General features: G+C 64.1%; 22 protein-coding genes. 5 read left to right on the forward strand and 17 right to left on the reverse strand.

The window, feature by feature from the left end:
- Positions 1-79: 79 nt before the first annotated feature.
- A complete protein-coding gene (locus QF118_RS09240; RefSeq protein ID WP_282302333.1) occupies positions 80-1,861 on the forward strand; it encodes an IlvD/Edd family dehydratase in 1,782 nt (593 codons plus the stop codon).
- Between the two features lie 123 nt (positions 1,862-1,984).
- Entirely contained in the window at positions 1,985-2,722 is a 738-nt protein-coding gene (locus QF118_RS09245) for an SDR family oxidoreductase (RefSeq protein ID WP_282302334.1), read from the forward strand.
- A 48-nt stretch (positions 2,723-2,770) separates the two neighbouring features.
- On the opposite strand, the gene QF118_RS09250 is transcribed toward QF118_RS09245, so the two are convergent.
- The 10 genes from QF118_RS09250 to QF118_RS09295 form a co-directional block, all read right to left on the reverse strand.
- Positions 2,771-3,658 carry a DMT family transporter gene (locus tag QF118_RS09250; protein ID WP_282302335.1) on the reverse strand — a complete coding sequence of 296 codons (888 nt, stop codon included), beginning with the start codon at positions 3,656-3,658 and terminating at the stop codon, positions 2,771-2,773.
- Between the two features lie 45 nt (positions 3,659-3,703).
- The gene (locus tag QF118_RS09255) at positions 3,704-4,426 is read right to left on the reverse strand and encodes an SDR family oxidoreductase (protein ID WP_282302336.1); all 723 of its coding nucleotides are present in this window, start codon (positions 4,424-4,426) and stop codon (positions 3,704-3,706) included.
- Positions 4,423-5,313, reverse strand: coding sequence for an NAD(P)-dependent oxidoreductase (locus QF118_RS09260; protein ID WP_282302337.1), 891 nt, complete (start codon positions 5,311-5,313; stop codon positions 4,423-4,425). Before QF118_RS09260 ends, QF118_RS09255 begins: the two co-directional genes overlap by 4 nt.
- A 1-nt stretch (position 5,314) precedes the next feature.
- Positions 5,315-6,376 (reverse strand): Gfo/Idh/MocA family protein, encoded by a 1,062-nt coding sequence (locus QF118_RS09265; RefSeq protein WP_282302338.1) that lies wholly within the window; start codon positions 6,374-6,376, stop codon positions 5,315-5,317.
- Complete coding sequence (locus QF118_RS09270) at positions 6,376-7,866, reverse strand: UxaA family hydrolase (protein WP_282302339.1); 1,491 nt, start codon at positions 7,864-7,866, stop codon at positions 6,376-6,378. The genes QF118_RS09265 and QF118_RS09270 overlap by 1 nt, the downstream gene beginning before the upstream one ends.
- 57 nt (positions 7,867-7,923) lie before the next feature.
- A complete protein-coding gene (locus tag QF118_RS09275; RefSeq protein WP_282302340.1) occupies positions 7,924-8,874 on the reverse strand; it encodes a phytanoyl-CoA dioxygenase family protein in 951 nt (316 codons plus the stop codon).
- Entirely contained in the window at positions 8,871-9,956 is a 1,086-nt protein-coding gene (locus tag QF118_RS09280; RefSeq protein WP_282302341.1) for a mandelate racemase/muconate lactonizing enzyme family protein, read from the reverse strand. The genes QF118_RS09275 and QF118_RS09280 overlap by 4 nt, the downstream gene beginning before the upstream one ends.
- A 128-nt stretch (positions 9,957-10,084) precedes the next feature.
- Positions 10,085-11,680 carry a TRAP transporter large permease gene (locus QF118_RS09285; protein ID WP_282302342.1) on the reverse strand — a complete coding sequence of 532 codons (1,596 nt, stop codon included), beginning with the start codon at positions 11,678-11,680 and terminating at the stop codon, positions 10,085-10,087.
- A complete protein-coding gene (locus QF118_RS09290) occupies positions 11,680-12,441 on the reverse strand; it encodes a TRAP transporter small permease subunit (protein ID WP_282302343.1) in 762 nt (253 codons plus the stop codon). Before QF118_RS09290 ends, QF118_RS09285 begins: the two co-directional genes overlap by 1 nt.
- A gap of 152 nt (positions 12,442-12,593) precedes the next feature.
- A complete protein-coding gene (locus QF118_RS09295) occupies positions 12,594-13,616 on the reverse strand; it encodes a TRAP transporter substrate-binding protein (protein WP_282302344.1) in 1,023 nt (340 codons plus the stop codon).
- A 227-nt stretch (positions 13,617-13,843) separates the two neighbouring features.
- Between QF118_RS09295 and QF118_RS09300 the strand changes: the two genes are divergently transcribed.
- Genes QF118_RS09300 through QF118_RS09310 form a run of 3 tightly spaced genes read left to right on the forward strand, consistent with a single transcriptional unit; the run spans position 13,844 to position 16,445 of the window.
- A complete protein-coding gene (locus QF118_RS09300; RefSeq protein WP_282302345.1) occupies positions 13,844-14,530 on the forward strand; it encodes a GntR family transcriptional regulator in 687 nt (228 codons plus the stop codon).
- Between the two features lie 34 nt (positions 14,531-14,564).
- Complete coding sequence (locus QF118_RS09305) at positions 14,565-15,410, forward strand: fumarylacetoacetate hydrolase family protein (RefSeq protein WP_282302346.1); 846 nt, start codon at positions 14,565-14,567, stop codon at positions 15,408-15,410.
- A gap of 57 nt (positions 15,411-15,467) precedes the next feature.
- Positions 15,468-16,445 carry a LysR substrate-binding domain-containing protein gene (locus QF118_RS09310; protein ID WP_282302347.1) on the forward strand — a complete coding sequence of 326 codons (978 nt, stop codon included), beginning with the start codon at positions 15,468-15,470 and terminating at the stop codon, positions 16,443-16,445.
- A 24-nt stretch (positions 16,446-16,469) separates the two neighbouring features.
- Here the strand turns inward: QF118_RS09310 and QF118_RS09315 are convergent, their stop codons facing one another.
- The 7 genes from QF118_RS09315 to QF118_RS09345 all read right to left on the reverse strand — a co-directional run bounded on the left by QF118_RS09315 (position 16,470) and on the right by QF118_RS09345 (position 22,947).
- A complete protein-coding gene (locus QF118_RS09315) occupies positions 16,470-17,225 on the reverse strand; it encodes an SDR family NAD(P)-dependent oxidoreductase (protein WP_449441508.1) in 756 nt (251 codons plus the stop codon).
- Position 17,226: 1 nt separating this feature from the next.
- Entirely contained in the window at positions 17,227-18,126 is a 900-nt protein-coding gene (ltnD, locus tag QF118_RS09320) for an L-threonate dehydrogenase (RefSeq protein WP_282302349.1), read from the reverse strand.
- The gene (locus QF118_RS09325; RefSeq protein ID WP_282302350.1) at positions 18,119-19,168 is read right to left on the reverse strand and encodes a transketolase family protein; all 1,050 of its coding nucleotides are present in this window, start codon (positions 19,166-19,168) and stop codon (positions 18,119-18,121) included. The genes ltnD and QF118_RS09325 overlap by 8 nt, the downstream gene beginning before the upstream one ends.
- 94 nt (positions 19,169-19,262) lie before the next feature.
- Positions 19,263-20,114 carry a transketolase gene (locus tag QF118_RS09330; RefSeq protein WP_282302351.1) on the reverse strand — a complete coding sequence of 284 codons (852 nt, stop codon included), beginning with the start codon at positions 20,112-20,114 and terminating at the stop codon, positions 19,263-19,265.
- 85 nt (positions 20,115-20,199) lie between these two features.
- A complete protein-coding gene (locus QF118_RS09335) occupies positions 20,200-21,114 on the reverse strand; it encodes a hypothetical protein (RefSeq protein ID WP_282302352.1) in 915 nt (304 codons plus the stop codon).
- On the reverse strand, positions 21,111-22,421 hold the full coding sequence (locus QF118_RS09340) for a TRAP transporter large permease (RefSeq protein ID WP_282302353.1): 1,311 nt from the start codon (positions 22,419-22,421) through the stop codon (positions 21,111-21,113). The genes QF118_RS09335 and QF118_RS09340 overlap by 4 nt, the downstream gene beginning before the upstream one ends.
- 4 nt (positions 22,422-22,425) lie before the next feature.
- Positions 22,426-22,947, reverse strand: a complete 522-nt coding sequence (locus QF118_RS09345) for a TRAP transporter small permease (protein ID WP_282302354.1) — start codon at positions 22,945-22,947, stop codon at positions 22,426-22,428.
- Positions 22,948-22,994 lie beyond the last annotated feature (47 nt).

The following is a 22,994-nucleotide window of genomic DNA, read 5'->3' on the forward strand; positions in this document are numbered from 1 at the left end:
CATTTGGTATACCAAATTGAAATGCTGCTGCAAGCTGCCGGTAGATGCGGGAATCGCGCCCGGCGAAAGGGAGGACATCATGTCAGACACACGCGCCAACAAGCGGTTCCGTTCGCAAGAGTGGTTCGACAATCCGAACAATCCGGGAATGACGGCGCTTTATGTCGAGCGCTATCAGAATTCGACCTTTACCCGCGAGGAACTGCAGGGCGAGCGGCCGATCATCGGCATCGCCAACACGGGCAGCGATCTGGCGCCGTGCAACAAGATCCACGTGTTCCTGATGGACCGGATCAAGGCGGGCATCCGCGAGGCGGGCGGCGTGCCGATGGAATTCCCGGTGCACCCCATTCAGGAAACCGGCAAGCGGCCCACGGCGGCGCTGGACCGCAACCTGGCCTATCTGTCGCTGGTCGAGGTGCTGCACGGCTATCCGCTGGACGGCGTGGTGCTGACCACGGGCTGTGACAAGACAACGCCGGCCATGCTGATGGGCGCGGCCACGGTCGACATTCCGGCGATTGCGCTGAATGGCGGGCCGATGCTGGACGGCTGGTGGAAGGGCAAGCGCGCCGGGTCCGGCACGATTGTCTGGGAATCGCGGCGTCTGCTGGCCGAGGGCAAGATCGACTACGAGGAATTCATGAGCCGGGTCTGTTCCTCGGCGCCGTCGCTGGGGCATTGCAACACGATGGGCACGGCCAGCACGATGAACGCCATGGCCGAGGCGCTGGGCATGTCCCTGACCGGCAACAGCGCCATTCCCGCGCCGTTCCGGGAACGCATGGCCATGGCCTTTGATACCGGAAAACGGATCGTGCAGATGGTTCTGGACGATCTCAAACCGTCGGACATCCTGACGCGCGAGGCCTTTGAGAACGCCATCGTCGTGAACGCGGCGATTGGCGGCAGCACCAACGCGCCGCCGCATCTGCAGGCGATTGCGCGTCATGCGGGGGTGGCGCTGGACGTCAAGGATTGGGAGACCGTCGGCTTTGACGTGCCGCTTTTGGTGAACATGCAGCCGGCGGGCGAATACCTGGGCGAAAGCTTTTTCCGCGCGGGCGGGGTGCCTGCGGTGATGGGCGAATTGATGAAGGCGGGGCGCATTCATCAGGGGGTGATGACCGCGACGGGCAACACCATGGGCGCCAACCTGGCCGGTGTCGACAGCCAGGACCATGACGTGATCAAGACCTATGACGCGCCGATGCGCAAGAACGCCGGGTTCAAGGTCTTGTCCGGCAACCTGTTCGACAGTGCCTTGATGAAGACCAGCGTGATCTCTCCGGATTTTCAGAAACGGTTCCTGTCCGAGCCGGGGAATGAGGGCGTCTACGAGGCGCGCGCCATCGTGTTCGAGGGGCCGGAGGATTACCATGACCGGTTGAACGATCCCGCGCTTGGGATTGACGAGAACTGCATCCTGTTCATCCGCAATGTCGGCTGTGTCGGTTACCCCGGCAGCGCAGAGGTGGTGAACATGCAGCCGCCTGATGCCCTGATCCGCGCGGGGATCAACCATCTGCCCACGGTCGGGGATGGCCGGCAGTCGGGGACGTCGGAAAGCCCGTCGATCCTGAACGCCTCGCCCGAGGCGGTGGTGGGCGGCGGTCTGGCCTATCTCAAGACCGGTGACCGGGTACGGCTGGATCTGAACGCCTCGCGCATGGATGCGCTGGTCGAGGCGGAGGAATGGCAGGCCCGGATCGACGCCTGGGAGGCGCCGGAGCTGCACCACCAGACGCCCTGGCAAGAGATCTATCGCAAGCACGTGGGGCAGTTGTCGGATGGCGGCTGTCTGGAGCTGGCGACGGCCTATCAACGGATCGCAAAGGATCTGCCAAGGGACAATCACTGAGGGATCGGGGAGAGGCGGAAGGGGTTTTGGGCCAAAATACTGGTCCGGCTTTGGGGGCGCTGCCCCCGTCGCTTTGCGACTCCCCCGGGATATTTGGGGCAATTGGAAACAGGGAGGGGCGGTATGGCCCAGACGATCATCATCACCGGCGGGGGCCGGGGTATTGGCAAGGCCTGCGCCGAGGCGTTTCTGGAGGCTGGCTGGAAGGTGGGCGTTGTCGGACGTTCGGCCGCACCATTGGAGGAGATGGCCGCGGCGCATGAGGGTGTGCTGGCGCTGCCGTGTGATGTGTCGGACGAGGCGCAGGTGGATGCCGCCTTTGACAAGGCGCTGGAGGTTTGGGGGCGCATCGATTGTTTGTTCAACAACGCCGGTGTGTCGGTTATGGGCAGCACCATTGACGAGATCAGCGTCGATGATTTTCGCAACTGTATCGACATCAACCTGACCGGGTCCTTTGTCTGTGCGCGGGCGGCCTTTGCCCGGATGCGGCGGCAGGACCCGCAGGGCGGGCGGATCATCAACAACGGTTCTGTCAGTGCCTATGTGCCGCGCTGGGGCTCGGCGCCTTATACGGCGTCCAAGCATGCGGTGACGGGTCTGACGCGGTCGATTTCGCTGGATGGGCGGCCGTTCAACATCGCCTGCGGGCAGATCGACATCGGCAATGCGTTGACCGACATGGCCGCCAAGATGACCAAGGGCGTGCCGCAGGCGGATGGCAGCATTGCGGTCGAGCCGGTGATGGATGTGTCGAACGTGGCGAAATCGGTGCTGCACATGGCCAGTCTGCCGCTGGACGCCAATGTGCAGTTCATGACCGTCATGGCCAGCGCGATGCCCTATATCGGGCGCGGCTGAACCGGGCGCATGTGGATGGGAAGCGGGCGGGGGAAACCCTGCCCGTTTTCATTTGGTACGGCGCAGGGTGCGTTCGCGTTGCCAGATATAGAGGCCCGAGGCGATGATGATCAGCCCTCCGCCCAGGGTCCAGACCGTCGGCCATGTGTCGAACAGCAGCACCCCCGCAAGCGCCGCCAGGAACAGCTGGATATAGATCACCGGCGCCAGGATCGAGGCATCGGCCCAGCGGTGCGCAATGGTTGCCGCGATATGTCCAGACGCGCCAAAGACGCCGATCAGCGCAAAGGCGATCCAGTCGACGCCCGTGGGCCAGGTCCAGCCCTGCAGGACAAAGGGCACCAGCGCCAGCGCGGCAAAGCCGGACGACCAGATCTGTTGCGTTGCATTGCCTTCGACCCCCGCAAGAAGCCGGGTCATGATGAAATACATCGAGGCCATGCACAGGGCGGCAAGGCTGAGGAACATCGCCGGGTGGAACCCCACGCCCCAGGGCTGCATGACCACCAGCACCCCGATGAACCCGACACAGACCGCAATGATCCGGCGCAGGCCGACCTTTTCTCCAAGGATCGGGATCGCCAGCAGGGTCACGACGATGGGTCCGGCAAAGGTGATGGTCGTGGTTACGGTGATCGGCAGGTATTGCAGCGCGGTAAAGTTGAAGACCGTGCTGCCAAGCAGGAAGAAGGAGCGCAACAGCTGTTTGACCGGGGCGTTCGATTTGAACGCCTCGCGGCCCTCTTGCGCGCCGTAAAGCGTGACGGCGACGATGAAATGCCCCAGGTAGCGGACAAAGACCACCTGAAGCGCCGGAAGCCCGCCGACGATCAGCCATTTGGCGGAACTGTCGATGCAGGTAAAGAAGACCACGGCCAGCGCCATGAGCAGCACGCCGGCGGCAGTGCGGTCCTCTCTGGGGATGGCTTTTGACATGTGGTGATCCGGTCCCGTTGGGCGGGGTCGTGCCCCGCCTTTGCCTTAGCCGTTGGCCCAGCCGCCGTCGACGATATGCGACTGGCCGGTGGTGAACGCGCTTTCGTCCGACCCAAGGTAGATCGCCAGATGCGCGATTTCCTCGGGCAGGCCGACGCGGCCCATGGGCTGGCGCGCGACAAAGGCCTTTTTCGCCGCCTCGTAGTCGCCCATGGCGCGCAGCCGGTCATGCAGCGACGGGCTGTCGACGGTGCCGGGGCAGATGCAATTGACGCGGATACCCTGGGTTACGAAATCCTTGGCGACGGATTTGGTCAGGCCAATGACGGCGGCCTTGGAGGTGCCGTAGATGCAGCGGTTGGGCGCCGCCAGGATGCTGCCCGCGACCGAGGCGATATTGACGATGGCGCCGCCGCCGCGTTCGACCATCCCGGGCAGGGCGGCCTGCATCGAATGGAACTGCGAGCGTACGTTCAGCATCATCGCAAAGTCGAAATCCTCGTCCGTCGCTTCGAGGATGTTGCCGCCGTGCACATAGCCCGCGCAGTTGACCAGAATGTCAGGCGCGGCATCCTGCACGGCGCGGGTCAGGGCCGCCTTGTCGGTGACGTCCAGTGCAAAGGTTTCGCAGGGCAGCCCTTCCAGCAGGTCGCCCTTCAGGTCGGTGGCGGTCACGATGGCACCTTCGCGAATGTAGCCTTCGGCAATGGCGCGGCCAATGCCCTGGCCTGCGGCGGTGATAAAGGCGCGTTTGCCTGCAAGTCTCATGTTTTCTTTCCCAAGTTTTCAACCATCCAGTCGACCATTTCCGGCACCATGATATCACCTGCGCCGCTGTCGCGCGCTTCGCGCAGGGTTGCATCGGCGGCCCCGGACATGCGCGAATGTTTGCCCAGATCAGCCGCCATCTGGCGGTAATAGCCGACGTCCTTGGCACCGTTGGCGACGGAAAATGCAAGGTCGATCTTGCCGTCCACCGCGTAGTTGCGCACGAATTCCATCATGCCCGACCGGTTCGGCCCGGCAGCCATCACATTGAACAGGTCGTCGCGTTCGATGCCCGCCGCATCGGCCATGGCAAAGGCCTCGGCCATGGCATTGGCGGTGGTCATGGCGAAAAAGTTGTTGATCAGCTTGATGGTGTGGCCATTGCCCAGCTTTCCCAGGTGAAAGACGTTTTCGCCCAAGGTATCGAGCACCGGTTTCACCTTGTCATAGGCCGCCTTGTCGCCTGCGCACATGATGTTCAACAACCCGTCCTTGGCATGGGCCGGGGTGCGGCCCAGCGGGGCATCCAGATAGACCGCGCCCTTTGCCGCCAGATCCGCGCCGATCTTCAGCGTCGAGCCGGGCAGGGAGGTGCCAAAGTCGATGACGATCTGCCCTGGTTTGACGCCCGCCAGCACGCCGTCGTCACCATAGATGCGGCTTTCGACCTGGGCGCTGGTGCCGACGCAAAGCATCACGATATCCGTCTGCGCCGCCAGGTCGCGGGCATTTGCCGCTTCTTGGCCGCCGCGCGACAGGGCCTCTTCGACGCCGGTGCGGTCGCGGTTGCCCAGCACGGTGACGGGGTGGCCGGCCTTTTGCAGGCATTCGACCATGGCGCGGCCCATCAGGCCAAGGCCGATGAAACCGATGTGTTCCTTGCTCATCTCATACTCCTTTGTAATCGCCGGGAACCTCGCCTGCCTTGACGGGGTGTCCCTGATGCCCCGAAAGCGCGGCGGCAAGGGTCATTTCCATGGCCTTGATGCCGTCTGTGCCGGTGCACAACACATCGTCCCTGGCCCCTGCAACGACTGCGGCGAAACGGTCGATCTGGGCCAGCAATGGGTCGATCCTGTCGAAGGACTGACCGTCGGTGCGGCCAAGCGGTTTGGACCATTCGATTTCCCCGGGGGCGCTGCGGCCCCAGCGGGTCAGCGACGGAAAGGCCAGCGCGCCCGCGCTGCCGACAAGGCGGACATAGTCCTCGCCCGATCCGGCGATAGCGGGGTTTTCGTAGGATGCGGCCTCGAACGACCAGGGCGAAGCGCCCGCGTCGGAAATCAGGAAAGACCCCAGCGCGCCGTTGGCAAAGCGGAAGGCGATGCTGGCGGTGTCTTCGATCACGAACCCGCGCCGGGCCGAGGACAGCAGGGCGCTGGCCTCGGTCATTTCTCCGACGAAAAAGCGCAGCAGGTCGATTTCATGGGTGAGGTTGGTCAGCAGCGGGCCCGCGCCGGGGGCGCGGCGCCAGTCCACATCGTAATAGGTGTCGTGTTTGCGCAGGGACCACAGGCCCTGAACACCGACCAGATCGCCGATGTCTGCCAGCGCATCGCGCGCGGCGATGGAAAAGGGGTGGCAGCGGCGGTGGTGGCCGGTGAACAGCGGCAGGCCCTTGGTTTCAGCCTGTGCCACGATTTCGCGCGCCTCGTCCAGGGTGGCGCCGGTGGGCTTTTCGACGATCACCGCCCAGCCGCGCGACAGGCAGGCCATGGCGCTGGCGTGGTGGTCCTGGGTTGGTGTCGCGATCACGGCGGCGCGGGTATCGGCGGGGACCTCGTCGATGCTGGCGACCATGGGGAGGCCCTGTTGCGCCAGCTTTTCACGCAAGGGCGCGTGGGGTTCGATCACGGCGGTCAGGCGGATGCGGTCCGACAGGCCCGCCACTTCGATATGGCGCTGCCCGATAGAACCCGCGCCGATGACGCAAAGGGGAAGCGGGGCCATTACATCACTGCCCCTATCTGCCACGGCACGAATTCGAAATCGCCAAGGCCCTGCGCCTCGGATTTGGATTTCTCGCCGCTGGCCATGCGCAGCCACATGTCATAAATCTCGCGGCCCACCTCCTCCAGCGATTTGCCATCGCTGAGCATGGTGCCGGCGTTGATGTCCATATCCTCGGTCATGCGGTTGTACATCTCGGTGTTGGTGGCGACCTTCATCGAAGGGCTGGGTTTCGCGCCAAAGGCCGATCCGCGCCCGGTGGTGAAACACACAAGGTTGCAGCCGCTGGCGATCTGGCCTGTGACGGACGCCGGGTCATAGCCGGGGCTGTCCATGAAGGTGAAGCCGCGGGCCGTCACCGGTTCTGCGTATTTGTAGACGCCGGTCAGCGGGGTTGTGCCGCCCTTGGCCGCCGCGCCAAGGCTTTTTTCAAGGATGGTGGTCAACCCGCCCTTTTTGTTGCCGGGGCTGGGGTTGTTGTCCATGCTGCCCTTGTTGCGGGCGGTGTAATCCTCCCACCACTTGATCAGGCCGATCAGCTTGTCGCCGGTGGCGCGATCGACGGCGCGGGCGGTCAGCAGGTGTTCTGCGCCGTAAATCTCGGGCGTTTCGGCCAGCACGCCGGTGCCGCCCTGGGCGACCAGCAGATCGCAGGCATAGCCGACAGCGGGGTTGGCGGTGATGCCGGACCAGGCGTCCGATCCGCCACATTGCAGCGCGACCATCAGTTCGGACGCGGGGCATTCGGTGCGCGTTGCTTGATTGACCAGCGGCAGCATGGCCTCGATCTTTTTGATGCCCAGCTCGACGGTCTTGCGCAGCCCGCCGACGTCCTGGATGTTCATCGACTGGAACAGGGGGCCGGGTTGCAGGCCATAGGCCTCGACCAGCCAGTCGATCTGGTTCATCTCGCAGCCAAGACCGGCCATCAGGACCGCGCCGACGTTGGGGTTTTTCGCGTAGCCCCACATCACGCGTTGCAGCGCCTCGAACCCGTCGCCGCTGCCCGCCATGCCGCAACCGGTGCCGTGCACAAAGGCGACGACGCCATCGACATTGGGATATTCGGCCAGCTTTTCATCGGTGAAATGGTTGGCGATCATCCGCGCGGCGGTGGCCGAACAGTTCACGCTGGTCAGAACGGCGATGTAATTGCGCGTCCCGACCCGGCCGGTGGCGCGGCGGTAGCCCATGAAGCTGTCTTGCCTGGTGGCGGGGGCGACGGGGCGCAGGTTGGTGCCGAATTCGTACTCGGTATCCACGTTGCGGAATTCAAGGTTGTGGGTATGCACATGCGCGCCCTTGGCGATATCCTCGGCGGCATAGCCGATCACCTGGGCGTATTTGTAGACGGGCGCCCCCTTGGCGATGTCCTGCGTGGCCATCTTGTGGCCGCGGGGGATCAGCTGGATGGCGCCGTCGGCGCCGGTTTCAAGGGCGGTGATGGCGGTGACGACATTGTCGGCGTCAGACAGGCGAACGGTTTTCATGCTTGGTCTCATCGGGTTGAGGGAGAAAAGATTTTTCGGCGAAAAATCTTTTCAGCGTCAGGCGCAGGCCGGGGCGTCACCCGTCCAGCGGTGAATGGGGATATGCGGTTTGGGGGCAAGGCGCGCGCGGGTGTCGTGCCACATCTGTTCCCAGGTTTTCCAGTCTTTCAGCTCGGTTTCCGGCGCAGACTGCGAGCGCGCCACGAAATCCGGGAAATGCGCGCGGCCCGTGGGTTGGCCGGTCACGTTGTAACGGATGTCAAAGCTCCAGCGGAACACGCCGCTGGTATTGTCCAGCGAGGCATGCGGCGTCAGCGGGTGAAAGATCACCGCGCCACCGGCCTTGACCGGCAAGGGTGTGGCTTTGGACAGATCCAGCATGCCATCGGCGATGGCGGTCTGTTTCTTGGGGCAGTGCGGGTACATCTGCGGTTTGCCCGGGATCACCTGAAGACAGCCGTTTTCCAGCGTGGCATCGTTGATCGCCAGCCAGACGGTGACGATATCGGTATTGTCCCCCTCGGCATGGGCAACGGCGCGGTCCTGATGCCAGTCGGTGGCCATGATATGGGCCGTGGTCTCATCACCGCGCAGGGTGGTGGCGGGCGGTTTCAGCCGGACGTGCTGGATCGGGTTCGAGGTGATCTCGGGGCCAATCAGGTCCTGAACCATGTCCAGAAGCCGCGGATTGGTCAGCATGTCAAAGACGGCGGGGCCAAAGTGGCAAGGCGTGTCGGTGGCAATCTCACCGCCGGGCAGGCTGATGTCCATGGGCTGGAACCAGTCGCATTTGGCGCGGTAGCCAGTCAGCAGCTTTTGCCAGAAATCCTGGTTCCCGGGCGGAGGAACGCGGCCCTTGGCGTGCCAATCGTCGTACATGGCGTCCAGAAGCGCGCCGTATTCGGATTTGATCGCCTCAAGCGTGGTCAGATCAAGCACGTCCTCGACCACAAGATAGCCCTGGGTTTCAAAGAAATTGATCTGCTGGGGGGTCAGCATCAGGGTCATCTGCGCAGCCTTTGCAGTTTGTCCCGGTCAAAGACGATGCCATGGCCCGGTGTTTCCGGGGCAATGGCCTTGCCTTCGCGGATGTTCAGCGGCGTTTCGATATAGTCCTCAAGTCCAAAGCCATGCGCCTCCATGAAGCTGCGGTTGGGGCAGGCGGCCAGCAGGTGCACGGTGACGTCGTGCGCGCCGTGGCTGGTGACGGGCAGGTGAAAGGCCTCGGCCAGATGGGCGATCTTCATGAAAGGGGTGATGCCGCCGCAATTGGTCACATCGGGTTCGGGAAAGGTCACGCCGCCTTCGATCACGGTGCGGAAATCCCAAAGCGAGCGCAGGTTTTCCCCCGAGGCGATGGGAATGCCGCCCTCGGTCGCGATGCGGGCATGGCCCTGCGGATGGTCGGGGGGGATCGGTTCTTCGAACCATGTCAGGTCAAAGTTGCGAAAGGCGCGGGCGGCGCGGATGGCGCCATCGACCGTGAATTTCATGTTGGCATCGGCCATCAGCGGCATGTCGGGGCCAAAGGCATCGCGCAGGGCGGCCATCTTGGCCACGTCCTCGGACAGCCGTTCGCGCCCGACCTTCATCTTGATCGCGCGGTGCCCTTTGGCAAAGTTTTCGTGGGTTTGATCGACCAGTTGCTGCGGCGACAGGTCGATGTCGATGCCGCCGGCATAGACCGGCACCGCCGCATCGAAACCGCCCAGCAGGCGGTACAGCGGCAGGCCTGCGCGCTTTGCCTTGAGATCCCACAGCGCCATGTCAAAGGCCGACAGCGCCAGCACCGTCGGTCCGCCGCGCCCGCCATAGTGAAAGGCCCACCACAGGTCTTGCCACAGGGCTTCGATCATGTCGGGGTCGCGGCCGGTTACCCGAGGCGGCATTTCGCGGCCCAGGATATCGGCGATGGCCCCGCCATTTTCGCCGCAGGTATAGGTATAGCCGACGCCCGTCGCGCCATCGCTGTCGGTGACGCGGGTGGTGATCACCTCGAACCCGGTCATCACGCCATGCATCGAATCCTCGAGCGCGCGGGGCAGGGGGATCAGGTAGTGATCGGTGTCTAGCTGGGTGATTGTCGGCATCGGGCTCTCCGGCAGCGGGGGACATTCAGGGCCACGCCAGCGCGGAGATGGTCACACCGTCAGGGCAGCACGGGCGCTGGAACAAGGAACCGGGGCGGCAGAACCACCGCCCCGGAGCAGCCTCTGGATCAGAGGAAGATCGTCACGATCGGCGGCCAGATCAGCAGCACCGACAGGGCCAGCAGCTGGATCACGATGAAAGGCAGGAAGCCGCGGAAGATGTCGGTCAGCGAGATATGCGCCGGGGCAACGGACTTCAGATAGAAGGCCGCAGGACCAAAGGGCGGCGACAGGAAACTGACCTGCATGTTCATGCAGAACACCACACCGTACCAGATCGGGATATAGCGCGCGTCGATGTGGCCAAGATAGCCGATCTCTTCGGCCGGCAGCTTGACCACGATCGGCAGGAACACCGGCATGATCAGCAGCACGATGCCGACCCAGTCCATGAACATCCCCATGATCAGGAAGATGAACATCATGACAAAGATCACGCCCATGGTCGGCATTTCCGCGCCAACGATCATGTTGGCCACATAGGTCGGACCGCCCGCCAGCGTATAGGCCGCAGCAAGTGCGGCGGCGCCGATGGTCACCCAGATGATGGTGCCCGTCGACTTGAGCGTGCGCATCAGGCTGTCCCAGACGATGTCAAAGGTCATCTCGCGGCGCATGGCACCGATGACGAAGACCGCGACAACCCCCATGCCGGCGGCTTCGGTGATCCCGGTGATGCCACCGTAGATCGACCCAAGCACGACGCCGATCACCACGGTCGGGGCGATCAGGCCCTTGCCCATTTCCCAGCCCTTGGCGGTGCGCTCGCGCCCGACCACCAGGAACATCGTCGCGGCGAACAGGGCGAACATGCCGATCAGCCAGGGCAGGTCGGACACCATGCCAAGGAAAATCGGATCGACGCCCTCGGTCACGGTGTTTTCGCCCAGCACGGTGAAGAACAGGTTGCGGAAGATCAGCACGCCGACGATCCACATGCCGAACCGCGACACGAAGCCCAGGAACATCAGGCCCTTTTCGCGGCCCTTGGGATCATTGGGATCCTCGGGCGGCAGCGGCGCCAGTTCGGGGCTGATGCGGGTGCGGATGTAGATGTAGATGATGAAGAAGGTGGCCAGCATGAAACCGGGCAGGAAGGACGCGGTGAACAGCGCCTTGATCGAGGTTTCGGTCACCAGCCCGTAAAAGATCAGGACGATCGAGGGCGGGATCATGGTACCAAGCGAGCCCGAGGCGCAGATCGTGCCGATGGCCAGGTTCTGGTCATACTTCAGGCGCAGCATCTGGGGCAGGGCGATCAGGCCCAGCAGGACGACCTCGCCGCCGATGATGCCCGACATGGCGGCCATGATGACGGCCATGATCGAGGTGACAAAGGCGATGCCGCCGCGTACGCGGCTAAGCCACTGGTTCAGCGATGTGTACATGTCCCGGGCGATGCCGGATCGTTCCAGCAGCGCCGCCATGAAGATGAACAGGGGCACCGAGATCAGGACATAGTTCGTCATCTGGCGGTACACCGCCTGGCCCAGGACCGACAGCGGGCCCTGCCCGAACGAGCGGAACAGGATATCCACGTCGAACTTGAGCACCAGCGTGACCACCGCAAGGAAGGCCGAGGCAAAGCCCAGCGGCATCCCGATGGCCAGCAGGGCGAACATGCCCAGCAGGAGGATAAGGGAGAGTGTGCCGATATCGACCATTACTTGGGCTCCTCAAGGGTCTTGCGGATGTTCTCGATCTCGATCTCGTCGATATCGTCGGCCGAATGATGTTCGGGTGCCTTGTTCCAGTCGGCGATCAGGTTCGAAACAGCCTGGATCGTGACCAGCACGATGATGAACAGGATGGCGGGTTTGATCGTGCCGGGAATGGGTGGGTCCCAGGCGGTGCCAAAGGTTTCCATCCGCAGCATCCGGCGCAGCGCGTCGTTGTAGCCGCCCCAGACCAGCGCAAAGGTAAAGACGCAGATCAGGCCGACGGAAATGCAATCCGAGGTCTTCTGCATCCAGCGCGGCATCATGTCGTAGATCACGTAGATGCGGATATGGCTGCGCTGCTGCATGGCGTATTGCCCGGCAAACAGGAACAGAAAGGCCGCGATCCACAGCGACAATTCGTTCGCCCACAGCGTCGGGCGGGAAAAGACATAGCGCGACACCACTTCGTAGAACATCACCAGTACGATCAGCGCCGTTGCGATCATCGCCATGCGGGATGTGACCAGTGACAGGATGTCAAAGAACCCTTCGGGCTCTTGTTCGATCGCGCCCTTGGTGTCGGACAGATACAGCGACGTGAACAACAGCGTCGCCGAAATCGAAATCAGCATCAGCCACACCAGCGGCCGCCCCGAAGGCCGGATCATCTCGTGCATGCCGATCGGATCGCTGCTGATGAACTGGTTGATCACCAGCCAGACGTACAAAAGCGCCGTCAGCCCGGCGAACCCGATCATCGCCATTTTGACAGGTCGCCTGAGCGACCCCAACCATAGGCTGTTTCCTTGCATTTTCAGCCTCCTCCCCCTGCCTTGCGGAGTTGAAAAAAAAGGCGAGCCCCCGAAAAAGGGGCCCGCCGCAAGCCGGAATCCGGCTTTTCACTCGGGCCGGTCGATTACTCGCTCAGCAGACCCAGCTGGGTCAGGTAAGCCTTGTGGCTGGCAAGCAGCGCACCGGCTTCGGGGGAACGGGTGCCCCAGTCTTCCCATGCAACCTGAGCGGCCTTGCGGAAGGCGGCGCGGTCTTCGGCGGACCAGTCGTACAGGGTCACGCCTTCGGCCTGCAGCTTGGCTGCGGCTTCGGCGTTGGCCTTTTCGTTGTACAGGGCGATCTGGAACGCCAGCTTCTGCCAGGCGGTGTCGATGATGCGCTTGTGCTTGTCGCTCAGGCCGTTCCACACGTCCAGGTTACAGGCCAGGTGGTCCGACGGCATCGAATGGAAGCCGGGATAGTTGGCGTGCTTGACGATGTCATACAGACCCAGGCCGACGTTGTTGGCCAGGCCGGATGCGTCGGCGCCGTCGATGATGCCGGTTTCAAGCGCGGTAAAGATCTCGGTAAAGTCCATCACGATGGGCGATGCGCCCAGCTTTTCGAAGATCTCGGTTTCCATGCCCGGGGGCGAACGGAATTTCCAGCCCTTCAGGTCCTCGGGGCCGGCGATCGGCTTGGACGAGGCAAAGGATTCCTGACCGTAGATGGCCCAGCCGACCAGCTGCATGTTCTGGGCGTTGTACAGTTCCTGCGCGGCGGCATAGCCGTCGCCGTGGTACAGCCACGAATACTGCTGCCAGGGGGTGTCATAGCCGCCCATGATGTCGCCGACGAACTGGAACGCGGGGTTCTTGCCGGTCTGATAGGCGCCGCCGGTGGCGTCGCAGTCCAGGATGCCGTTGATCGCGGCGTCAAAGGTTTCGGTCGTGGCGACGACGGAGGACGAGTAGAACATCTCGATGGCGATTTCGCCGTCCGACATGGTCTGGACATCGTCAATGAAGGTCGCAAGGCGCTGACCGGTCGGGTGCTCGGTCGCATAGTGCGTCTGGATGCGCAGGGTCACGTCCTGTGCAAAGGCAGCCGAACCAGTGACGGCAACTGCCGCAACGGCAGCGGATTTCAAAAGGGTTTTGATCTTCATGTTGTCCTCCCCATGGGCAGCCTCCTCAAGCCACCCGGATTTCGATATTTGGCGGGGTGCGTCCCCACCGCTTATAGATGGTATACCATCTTGAGGAACCACGCTAACCAAACCCATGTCGACAGGCAAGGATTTTTGGTATACCAAATTTGATCAATGGGAGGCCGCCTCAGAGAGGGCAGGCGAACGCGGCAAAGCGCGTGAAACAACAGACATAAGGCCGCCGAATGCCGGAAGGAACGCTGCCGGAACAGATCGCGAATCAACTGCGCCGGGACATCCTGCGCGGGAAACTCGCGCCCGGTGCACAAGTCAAGGAACGCGACAACGCCGCGGAGATGGGGGTCAGCCGGACCCCGATGCGCGAGGCGATTCGCATCCTTGCCCAAGAGGGGCTGGTGCTGCTGCGCCCGGCGCGCAGCCCTGTGGTGGCCGAACTGTCGCTGCGCGAGGTGGCCGACAACATCGAAGTGCTGACCGCGCTGGAAATGCTGTCCGGTGAACTGGCCGTGGTGCGCGCCAGCGATGACCAGATCGAGGAAATCCGCGAACTGCAGGACCGCATGGCGCGGCTGTATGACGACATCGACATGATCGACGTGTTCGAACTGGACATGGAATTCCACAAGGCGATCGTGCGCGCCGCGAACAACCCGGTTCTGTCTGAAACCCATGGTGCGATCCTGGCGCGGCTGTGGCGGGCCCGCTATCTGTCGGCCAGCCGCAAACGGTCGCGCGATCGGGTTCTGGCGCAGCACAACGGCATCGTGGCCGGGCTGTGCGCCCGCGACGTGGAGGCGGTCAAACGCCACCTGCACAGCCATCTGGAACACCTGCTGATCAACGTGCAGGATTACTTTGAACACGGGCAAACGGAACTGCCCCCCGAAACCCCAAGCAAACCGGCCGCCTGACCGCGGCCGCCACGGACAAGAGGAATAGGACCCAATGAAACTTCTGCGTTTTGGCCCCAAGGGACAGGAAAAACCGGGCATTCTGGACAGCGACGGCAAGGTGCGCGACCTGTCGGGCAAGGTCGCGGATTTCGCCGGGGCCGGCGTGTCGCTGGAGGCGCTGGAGGCGATCCGCGCCATCGACATCGCCAGCCTGCCGGTGGTCGAAAACCCGGGCCGCATCGGGTCTTGCCTGGCCTCTGTGCCGAACTTCTTTTGCGTCGGCCTGAACTATGCGCTGCACGCCAAGGAAAGCGGCATGGACGCGCCGACCGAACCGGTGCTGTTCTCCAAAGCGTCATCGGCGCTGTCGGGTCCGTTTGATCCGGTGGTCATCCCCCGCAAGTCGGTCAAGGCCGACTGGGAGGTCGAGCTGGGCGTGGTGATCGGCAAGACGGCGCTGTATGTGTCGGAAGACGACGCGCTGGATCACGTGGCGGGCTATTGCACCATCAACGACGTGTCCGAACGCGAATTCCAGATCGAAAAGCTGGGCCAGTGGATCAAGGGCAAATCGGCCCCGACCTTTGGCCCCACCGGCCCCTATCTGGTGACGGCTGACGAAGTGGGCGATCCGCAGAACCTGCGTGTGACGCTGGATCTGAACGGCGAGACGGTACAGGATTCCAACACCTCGGACATGATCTTTTCGGTGCGCCAGATCGTCAGCTACATGAGCCAGTTCATGCAGTTGCAGCCCGGCGACATCATCGCCACCGGCACCCCGTCGGGGGTTGGCATGGGCATGAAACCGCAGCGTTTCCTGAAACCCGGCGACGTGATGGAGATCGAGGTTCATGGCCTGGGTCGCCAGCGCCAGGAAACGGTCGCGGCGGACTAGGGCACCTTGGGGGAGAATGAAATTTCAGCCTGAAGTTTTGTTCTCTTTCGGCACACGATGGCCCGTCCTCCCAGCCTGAACGCCTATCTGCATTTCGAATGCGTGGCGCGGCGCGGCTCGCTCAGCCGCGCGGCGGATGAACTGTCGGTCAGCCCTTCGGCCGTCAGCCAGCAGATCCGCCAGCTCGAAGAGCAGATGGGCGTCAAGCTGTTCCGCCGGCAGGGCCGTGCCCTGCGCCTGACGCTTGAAGGCGAACAGCTGTTTCAGGCCAGTTCCGCCGCCATCCGCATGTTGCGCGACGCGCAGGCCCATCTGGGGCAAAGCCGCGAGTCGCGGCGCTTGAACCTGCGGGTGACGCCCAGTTTCGGGGTGCGCTGGCTGGGGCCGCGCCTGTCGGGTTTTGTCGCCCGTCACCCCGATTGGGATCTGCGCGTCGACGCCGCCCCCGATCCCACCGATTTCGACCGCGAGATCATGGACCTGGACATCCGCTATGGCGCAGGGGGCTGGCAGGGCCATCCGGAACGCGCGGTTCTGGACGATCTGGTTCTGCCGCTGTGCAGCCCCGCGTATCTGGCTGACCTGCCCAAGGACCCCGCTGCCCGACTGGACGCCGCCCGCCTGATCGACAGCGCCCGCGCCCTGTGCCAGTGGGACCTGTGGCTGTGGCGCATGGGGATCAAGACCACGGCCAACCGCAAGACGATCCTGATGGACCGGTCGTCCATGGCGCTGCAACTGGCGCTGGACGGGGCCGGGGTCTGCCTGGAATCGCTGGCCCTTGCCGCCCCCGAGGTCGAGGCAGGCCAGCTGGTGCCGGTGATGCCGCATCTGCCGGTGATCCGCTTTCCGGCCTATTGGGCGCTGTGCCCCGAACGCAACCTGTCCCGCCGCGCCGTGCGGCTGTTCCTTGGCTGGCTCGAGGCCGAGGCGGCGGGTCACGAAAAGATGCTGGCGCGTATCCTGTCCGCGCATGAATTGCAGTGCGAAACGGTCAGCGCCAGCGATTGGCTGGTGGCCGGCGCGGACACCTGAGGGGCCCCCGCGCGTGCCGTGCGGTCAGTGGATCAGCGATCCGCCGTTCACGTCAACCTCGGAGCCGGTCACATAGGCGGCAAGGTCCGACGCCAGGAACAGACAGCAGCCCGCCACGTCCGAGGCCTGACCAGCGCGGCCCATGGGGATGCCTTCAAGGATCTGCGCCATCATGTCGTCGGTCAGCATGCCTCCGGTGATGTCGGTGGCGATGAAGCCGGGGCAAACCGCGTTGGACCGGATGCCGTCGGGGGCCAGTTCGCGGGCCATGGCCTTGGTCAGGCCCAGGATGCCCGCCTTGGCCGCCGAATAATGCGGCCCGCCAAAGATGCCGCCGCCGCGCTGCGCCGAGACCGAGCTGATGTTGACGAAGGCCCCGGTTTTGCGCGCGCGCATATGCGGGATGACGGCCTGCGACATGTACAGTGTGCCGCGCAGGTTCACGTCAAGCACCGCGTCATAGTTCTGCGGCTCGATCTGCATCAGTTTCAGCGGCTGGGTGATCCCGGCGTTGTTCACCACGATATCGACCTGCCCAAAGGCCGCGATCACCGCATCCGCCGCTGATTGGCAGGCCGCTTTGTCGGTGACATCGCAGGCAAGCCCGATGTGCCCGGCCCCCGGCAGATCGGCGGCCGCGGCGGCGGCCTGACCGGCGTCCAGGTCCAGGATCGCCACCCGCGCGCCGTGTTCGGCAAACAGGCTTGCCGTGGCCTTGCCCAAGCCGCGCGGGCTGGCGCCGCCGGTGATGATGGCGGTTTTGTACTTGAGAAGCATCAGGTTACTCTCCTTTGGGGGATTTCGTGCCATAGCCGGTCAGCGCCTCGTAGGCGCGGATCACGCAGGAATCGTCCAACCCGCCAAAGCCCATGCCACTGGCCGCAATCATCATCTGATGCGCGGCGGCGGACAGCGGCAGGGGCGTGGCGCAATCGCGCCCGGTTTGCAGCACAAGGCCAAGGTCCTTGACGAAAATGTCGACGGTCGAGGTGGGCGCAGTGTCCCCGGCCAACATGCGCGGCACGCGGTCCTCGAACATCCAGCTGCGCCCGGCGCTGGTGCTGACGATCTCGAACAGCTTTTCGGGATCACAGCCCGCGCGCGCGCCCAGCGCTATGACCTCGGCGGCGGCCACCAGATGCACGCCTGCGGCCAGCTGGTGCACCACCTTGTAGGTGGCCCCCAACCCCGGCGCGTCGCCCAGCCGGTGCACCTTGCCCGCGATGGCCTCCAGCACTGCATCGGCGCGGGCATAGGCCGCATCGGCGCCCGAGGTCATCAGCGTCAGAGTGCCCGCTTCGGCCCCGACCTGACCACCCGATACGGGTGCATCCAGCATGATGTGGCCTGCCGCCCCGAGATCGGCGGCCAAGGCGCGGGCCTCGTCCGGGGCGACGGTGGAGCACAGCATCACGGTGGCGCCCGGGGTCAGCGCCTGAACCACGCCGCTGTCGAACAGCGCGGCGCGGGCCTGCGCGGCGTTGACCACCATCACCAGCAGCAGATCACAACCCGTGGCGGCCTCGGCGGCGCTGTCGAAAGCGGTGCCGCCCGCTGCGGTCAACCGCGCGCGGGCCGCCTCGGACAGATCGAAGCCGCGCAGGGCGATCCCGGCCTTGAGGATGTTGCGGGCCATGCCCATTCCCATGGCGCCAAGGCCAATCAGACAGGTGTCATTCATCAAGCCACTCCTTTACCCGGGTCGTGATGCGTGGCACCGACAACCCGTATTGATCATGCAACGTGGGCAGCGCCCCCGCATCGAGGAATTCGTCCGGCAGGGCGATCTGGCGGAACCGGGCCTGCACCCCGGCGCGCATCAGTGAGGCACCGACGGCTTCGCCAAGGCCACCGATGATGCTGTGGTTTTCGGCGGTGACGATCAGGCGGCCGGTCTTGGCGGCCTCAAGGCGGATTGTCGCCTCGTCCAGCGGTTTGATGGTGGGCACATGCAGCACGGCGCAATCGACGCCATCGGCCTCCAGCGCCTTGGCGGCGTCAAGCGTGCGCATGGTCATGAAGCCGGAGGAGATGAACAGCACGTCATTGCCGTCCCGAAGGGTCTTGGCGCGGCCCAGTTCGAACTGATAGCCGTATTCGCCCAGCACATCCGGGACATTGCCGCGCAGAAGGCGCATGTAAGTGGGGCCGGGGGTGGCGGCCAGCGCATGGGTTGCTTGCATGGTTTCGACCGCATCGCAGGGATCGACGATGGTCAGGTTGGGCATGCCGCGAAATATGGCCAGATCTTCGGTGGCCTGGTGGCTGGGGCCGTAACCGGTGGTCAGCCCGGGCAGGGCGCAGGCGATTTTCACCGGCAGGTTTTCCTCGGCAATCGCCATGCAGATGAAGTCATAGGCGCGGCGCGAGGCGAAGACCGCATAGGTGGTGGCGAAGGGGGTAAAGCCTTCTCGGGCGAGGCCTGCGGCGGCCGAGAACAGCAGCTGTTCGGCCATGCCCATCTGGTAAAAGCGGTCGGGATATCGTTCGGCAAAGACATGCATGTCGGTGTATTTCGACAGGTCCGCCGACAGGCCGACGATGTCGTCGCGCGTTGCCGCCAATTCGCACAGGGCCTGGCCAAAGGGGGCGGCGATGGTTGCGCGCCCTTCGGCATCGAGCGACGCGATCATGGCGGAGGTGGCCAGTTTTTCACCGGGCACGCTGCGGGCTGCGTATTTCGATTTGCGGCGGGAATGGGCGCCGAAGGGGATGTCGGTCATTGCGGGCGCTCCTGTTTGTGGGGCGGATGGGGGCGCTGCCCCCGCGCCTGCGGCGCTCCCCCGGAGTATTTGGGCCAAGAAGAAGACAGGGGGGTCATGCCGGGATCACGCTGTCGAGATGGGCGAGGGCCTTGGCCCATTCGTCGGCGTCGACGCGGATGAAATGGGTTTTGTCGCGCGCCTCGAGAAAGGGGACGCCCTTGCACATCTGGGTGTTGCAGATGATCACGCGCGGGGCGTCGCCAGGATGGTTGCGGGCATTGTCGAAGGCCCGGACGAGGGCGGGCAGGTCGTTTCCGTCGACCTCTTGCGCGTGCCAGCCGAAGGCCTGCCATTTCGGTGCTTCGGGTGTGGTGGCCAGCGCGGCGCGGCTGGGGCCGTCGGCCTGCTGGTTGTTGAAATCGACGAGGCAGATCAGGTTGTTCAGCTTGTGTTGGGCGGCGGACATCGCGGCCTCCCAGGTTGAGCCTTCGCCCAGTTCGCCGTCTGACATCAGGTTGTAGACAAAGGCGGGGTTGCCTTTGCGTTTCAGGCCCATGGCTGCGCCGACCGCGATGCCAAGGCCCTGACCAAGGCTGCCGCCGGTGATTTCCATACCGGGGGTGTAGGAGGCCATGCCGGACATCGGCATGCGGCTGTCGTCCATGCCGTAGGTTTCGATTTCGTCCTCCGGCAGGATGCCGGCCTCGATCATCGCGGCGTAAAGCGCGATGGCGTAGTGGCCGATGGACAGATAGAACCGGTCGCGACCTTCCCAGCCGGGGTCTTCGGGGCGGTAGTGGGTGGCGTGAAAACAGGCGACGGCCAGCACATCGGCAACGCCAAGCGCCTGACCGATATAGCCCTGGCCCTGTACCTCGCCCATGCGTAGGGCGTGGCGGCGGATGGCCCAGGCGCGGCGCGGCAGGCTGACGTTCGATCCGCGCTGTGGAATTGGCTTTGACATTGTGTGCCCCCTGCTTGCCGGTTTGTTCTATCCTGTCGCGGGCATGGGGCAATTGAGTTTTTCTAATGGGTTGCTTTAGGTCGAGTTAACAATAGAGGCGCCGCATCAGCAGCGGGGTCAGGTACATGGGCAGTTGATAGCAGCCGACAAAGGGCAGGATCTGGGCCGTTGTTTCGGGCGGCAGCGAGACGAGGAACAGCGCGATGTTGCGGTTCCCGGCGATCAGGGACAGGGACAGGGATGTGTCGCGCGGCTGGCTGCGGGTCAGGCGCCGGGTCACGATCTGCGCGCCGAAGTTGACCGCAAAGGCCACGGCGATCCAGAAGACCAGTTGGCTGGTCGAGGTCTGTGCCAGGACCGCCACCGCAGGCATCAGGGCGATCACGAAAAGCGACAGGGCCAGGGCCGAGGCGCCTTGCAGGCGGTCCTCGGTCATGGGCGAGGGGCGGGGGAACAGCAGGCGCCGGGTGGCCATGGCGGCGGCCCCGGTCAGCACGATGGTGCCCAAGAGGCGCAGGGCCGCGGTGGCCACCTGGCCAGCGTCGTCCAGCAGGGGCGACAAGGCAAAGACCGGCAGCACCGTCAACGGCAGCAGCACCGTGCCCGCCACCATCAGGCGCAGGGCGTGGTCGGGTCGGCCGCCCATGATCATCACGATGTTCGGGCTGCCAACGATCGAGGGCGCGGCGGCGACCAGCGTCAGCGACAGGGCGACGGCGGTGGTGGCGGTGCCGGTGGCGCGGGCGGCCGCGATTACCAGCAGCGGCAGGGCCAGTTGCAGCACCAGCGCGGTCAGCGACACGCGCGGCAGTTGCGGCAAGGACCCCAGCAGGGCCGAGGGCGGCATGCGCAGCAGCGACACGAACAGCAACCCGACGACCATCATTGGCAGATGCGGTCTGAGCAGTCCGGCAAACGAGGGCAGGGCCAGCCCGAGGACCAGCCCTGCGATCAGAACCCATTGGCCGTGCCGTGCGGCCAGCCTGAGCGGGTCGGTCACGTCGGTCTTTGCCGGATGTTATCGGGCAGCCATGTGGCCAGTTCCGGAAAGGCGATCAGCACGAAGACCATGACCACCATGATCAGGAACATCGGGATCGCCGCCTTGGCGATAAAGCCCATCTGGTGTTCGGTCATGCCCTGAAGCACGAACAGGTTGAAGCCGATCGGCGGGGTGATCTGCGCCATTTCCACGACCACCACGATGAAGATGCCGAACCAGATCAGGTCGATGCCGGCCTCGCGGATCATCGGTTCGACCACGGCCATGGTCAAAACGACCGAGGATATCCCGTCAAGGAAACAGCCAAGGATGATGTAGAAGACCAGCAGCGCCATCAGCAGCTCGAAGCGCGACAGCTCCCAACTGGCGATCAGGTCGGCAAGGCCGCGCGGCAACCCGGTAAAGCCCATCGACAGCGACAAGAAGGCCGCGCCCGACAGGATCAGGGCGATCATCGCGCTGGTGCGCACTGCGCCCATCAGGCTTTGCGAAAAGGTCGACCAGGACAGCGACCCTTGGGTCATGGCCAGAACCAGCGCGCCGATCACGCCAAAGGCCGCCGCTTCGGTCGCGGTGGCGAACCCCATGTACATGGACCCGATCACCACGACGATCAGCAGCATCACGGGGATTAAAAAGCGCGAGTTCTGGACCTTTTCCATGAAGCTCATCGGCGGTTCGGGGGTGGGCTGCCAGGACTTGGAGGCGACCGAGTAGACCGCCACGTAAGCCATGAACATCAGCGCCAGAACAAGGCCGGGCAGGATGCCGGCAAAGAACAGCTTGGTGATGCTTTCGTTGATGGTCACGCCGTAGACGATGAGGGTCAGGCTGGGCGGGATCATCAGGCCAAGGGTGGCGGCCCCGGCCAGCGTGCCGATGACCATGGGTTCGGGGTAATTGCGCTTGCGCAGTTCCGGGATCGACATTTTCCCGACCGTGGTCAGCGTCGCGGCGCTGGACCCCGACACGGCCGCAAAGACCGTGCAGCCGACGATATTGGTATGCACCAACCCGCCCGGCAGGCGCGCCATCCAGGGGGACAGGCCGCGAAACATGTCCTCGGACAATCGCGTTCGGTACAGGATTTCACCCATCCAGATGAACAGGGGCAGGGCGGTCAGCGTCCAGCTGGACGAGGATCGCCAGACAACGGTGATCATGGCATCGCCCGCGGGGCGGACGGTGAACAACTCCATCCCCACCCAGGCGACACCCATCAGCGCAAGGCCGACCCAGACACCGCTGCCAAGCAGCGCGAAGAGCACGAACAAGAAGATCAGGATCGGTGCAAATTGTTCCATGGGTCTACTCCGCGTGAGACTGATCGACGAGGTCCTCGCGGACGTTCGTGGTGCCGGTGGCCAAAAGGCGAATGAGGTTGTCCCAGAAGGCGATGGCCAAAAGCACCGCGCCCACCGCCATCAGCACCTGCGGAATCCACAGCGGGGTCGCGTCCTGGCCCTGGCTGACATCGCGGAACTTGTGGCTTTCCTGCGTGACCTTGATGGCATAGCGGGCAAGAAAGGTGGTGGTGACGGCGCCGATGGCAAAGCAAAAGGTTTCGCCCCAGCGGCGGTATTTTCCCATGGCGTTCAGCGCCAGGCTGACGCGGATATGCGTGCCGTGGTTCAACGCATAGGCAAAGGCGAAAAAGGACGCGCCCGCCATGCAGTAGCCCGCGTAATCGGTAGCCCCGGGAAAGACCTGTCCGGTCCAGCGCGCCACCATCTGGGCGACGATGATCAACAGGATGAGCACGGTAAAGATGGCGGCAATCACGCCCCCGGTAAGATAGAGCGCATCAAGCATGCGGCGCAGCTGAGCCATGTCGGGCCTCTTTTCCGAAGTGAAAGCGGGAAGGGGCCCCGGCGCAT

This window comes from Tropicibacter oceani (assembly GCF_029958925.1).
Lineage (GTDB): Bacteria > Pseudomonadota > Alphaproteobacteria > Rhodobacterales > Rhodobacteraceae > Pacificoceanicola > Pacificoceanicola oceani.

Excerpts from the sequence above, each read along its gene's own strand:
- QF118_RS09260 (WP_282302337.1), bottom strand. The coding sequence starts at position 5,313 with ATGAGCAAGGAACACATCGGTTTCATCGGCCTTGGCCTGATGGGCCGC.
- QF118_RS09270 (WP_282302339.1), bottom strand. The coding sequence starts at position 7,866 with ATGAAAACCGTTCGCCTGTCTGACGCCGACAATGTCGTCACCGCCATC.
- QF118_RS09240 (WP_282302333.1), top strand. The coding sequence starts at position 80 with ATGTCAGACACACGCGCCAACAAGCGGTTCCGTTCGCAAGAGTGGTTC.
- ltnD (WP_282302349.1), bottom strand. The coding sequence starts at position 18,126 with ATGAATGACACCTGTCTGATTGGCCTTGGCGCCATGGGAATGGGCATG.
- QF118_RS09285 (WP_282302342.1), bottom strand. The coding sequence starts at position 11,680 with ATGGTCGATATCGGCACACTCTCCCTTATCCTCCTGCTGGGCATGTTC.
- QF118_RS09245 (WP_282302334.1), top strand. The coding sequence starts at position 1,985 with ATGGCCCAGACGATCATCATCACCGGCGGGGGCCGGGGTATTGGCAAG.
- QF118_RS09325 (WP_282302350.1), bottom strand. The coding sequence starts at position 19,168 with ATGACCGACATCCCCTTCGGCGCCCATTCCCGCCGCAAATCGAAATAC.
- QF118_RS09295 (WP_282302344.1), bottom strand. The coding sequence starts at position 13,616 with ATGAAGATCAAAACCCTTTTGAAATCCGCTGCCGTTGCGGCAGTTGCC.
- QF118_RS09300 (WP_282302345.1), top strand. The coding sequence starts at position 13,844 with ATGCCGGAAGGAACGCTGCCGGAACAGATCGCGAATCAACTGCGCCGG.
- QF118_RS09265 (WP_282302338.1), bottom strand. The coding sequence starts at position 6,376 with ATGGCCCCGCTTCCCCTTTGCGTCATCGGCGCGGGTTCTATCGGGCAG.
- QF118_RS09250 (WP_282302335.1), bottom strand. The coding sequence starts at position 3,658 with ATGTCAAAAGCCATCCCCAGAGAGGACCGCACTGCCGCCGGCGTGCTG.
- QF118_RS09280 (WP_282302341.1), bottom strand. The coding sequence starts at position 9,956 with ATGCCGACAATCACCCAGCTAGACACCGATCACTACCTGATCCCCCTG.
- QF118_RS09290 (WP_282302343.1), bottom strand. The coding sequence starts at position 12,441 with ATGGCGATGATCGGGTTCGCCGGGCTGACGGCGCTTTTGTACGTCTGG.
- QF118_RS09255 (WP_282302336.1), bottom strand. The coding sequence starts at position 4,426 with ATGAGACTTGCAGGCAAACGCGCCTTTATCACCGCCGCAGGCCAGGGC.
- QF118_RS09310 (WP_282302347.1), top strand. The coding sequence starts at position 15,468 with ATGGCCCGTCCTCCCAGCCTGAACGCCTATCTGCATTTCGAATGCGTG.
- QF118_RS09330 (WP_282302351.1), bottom strand. The coding sequence starts at position 20,114 with ATGTCAAAGCCAATTCCACAGCGCGGATCGAACGTCAGCCTGCCGCGC.
- QF118_RS09275 (WP_282302340.1), bottom strand. The coding sequence starts at position 8,874 with ATGACCCTGATGCTGACCCCCCAGCAGATCAATTTCTTTGAAACCCAG.
- QF118_RS09340 (WP_282302353.1), bottom strand. The coding sequence starts at position 22,421 with ATGGAACAATTTGCACCGATCCTGATCTTCTTGTTCGTGCTCTTCGCG.
- QF118_RS09305 (WP_282302346.1), top strand. The coding sequence starts at position 14,565 with ATGAAACTTCTGCGTTTTGGCCCCAAGGGACAGGAAAAACCGGGCATT.
- QF118_RS09345 (WP_282302354.1), bottom strand. The coding sequence starts at position 22,947 with ATGGCTCAGCTGCGCCGCATGCTTGATGCGCTCTATCTTACCGGGGGC.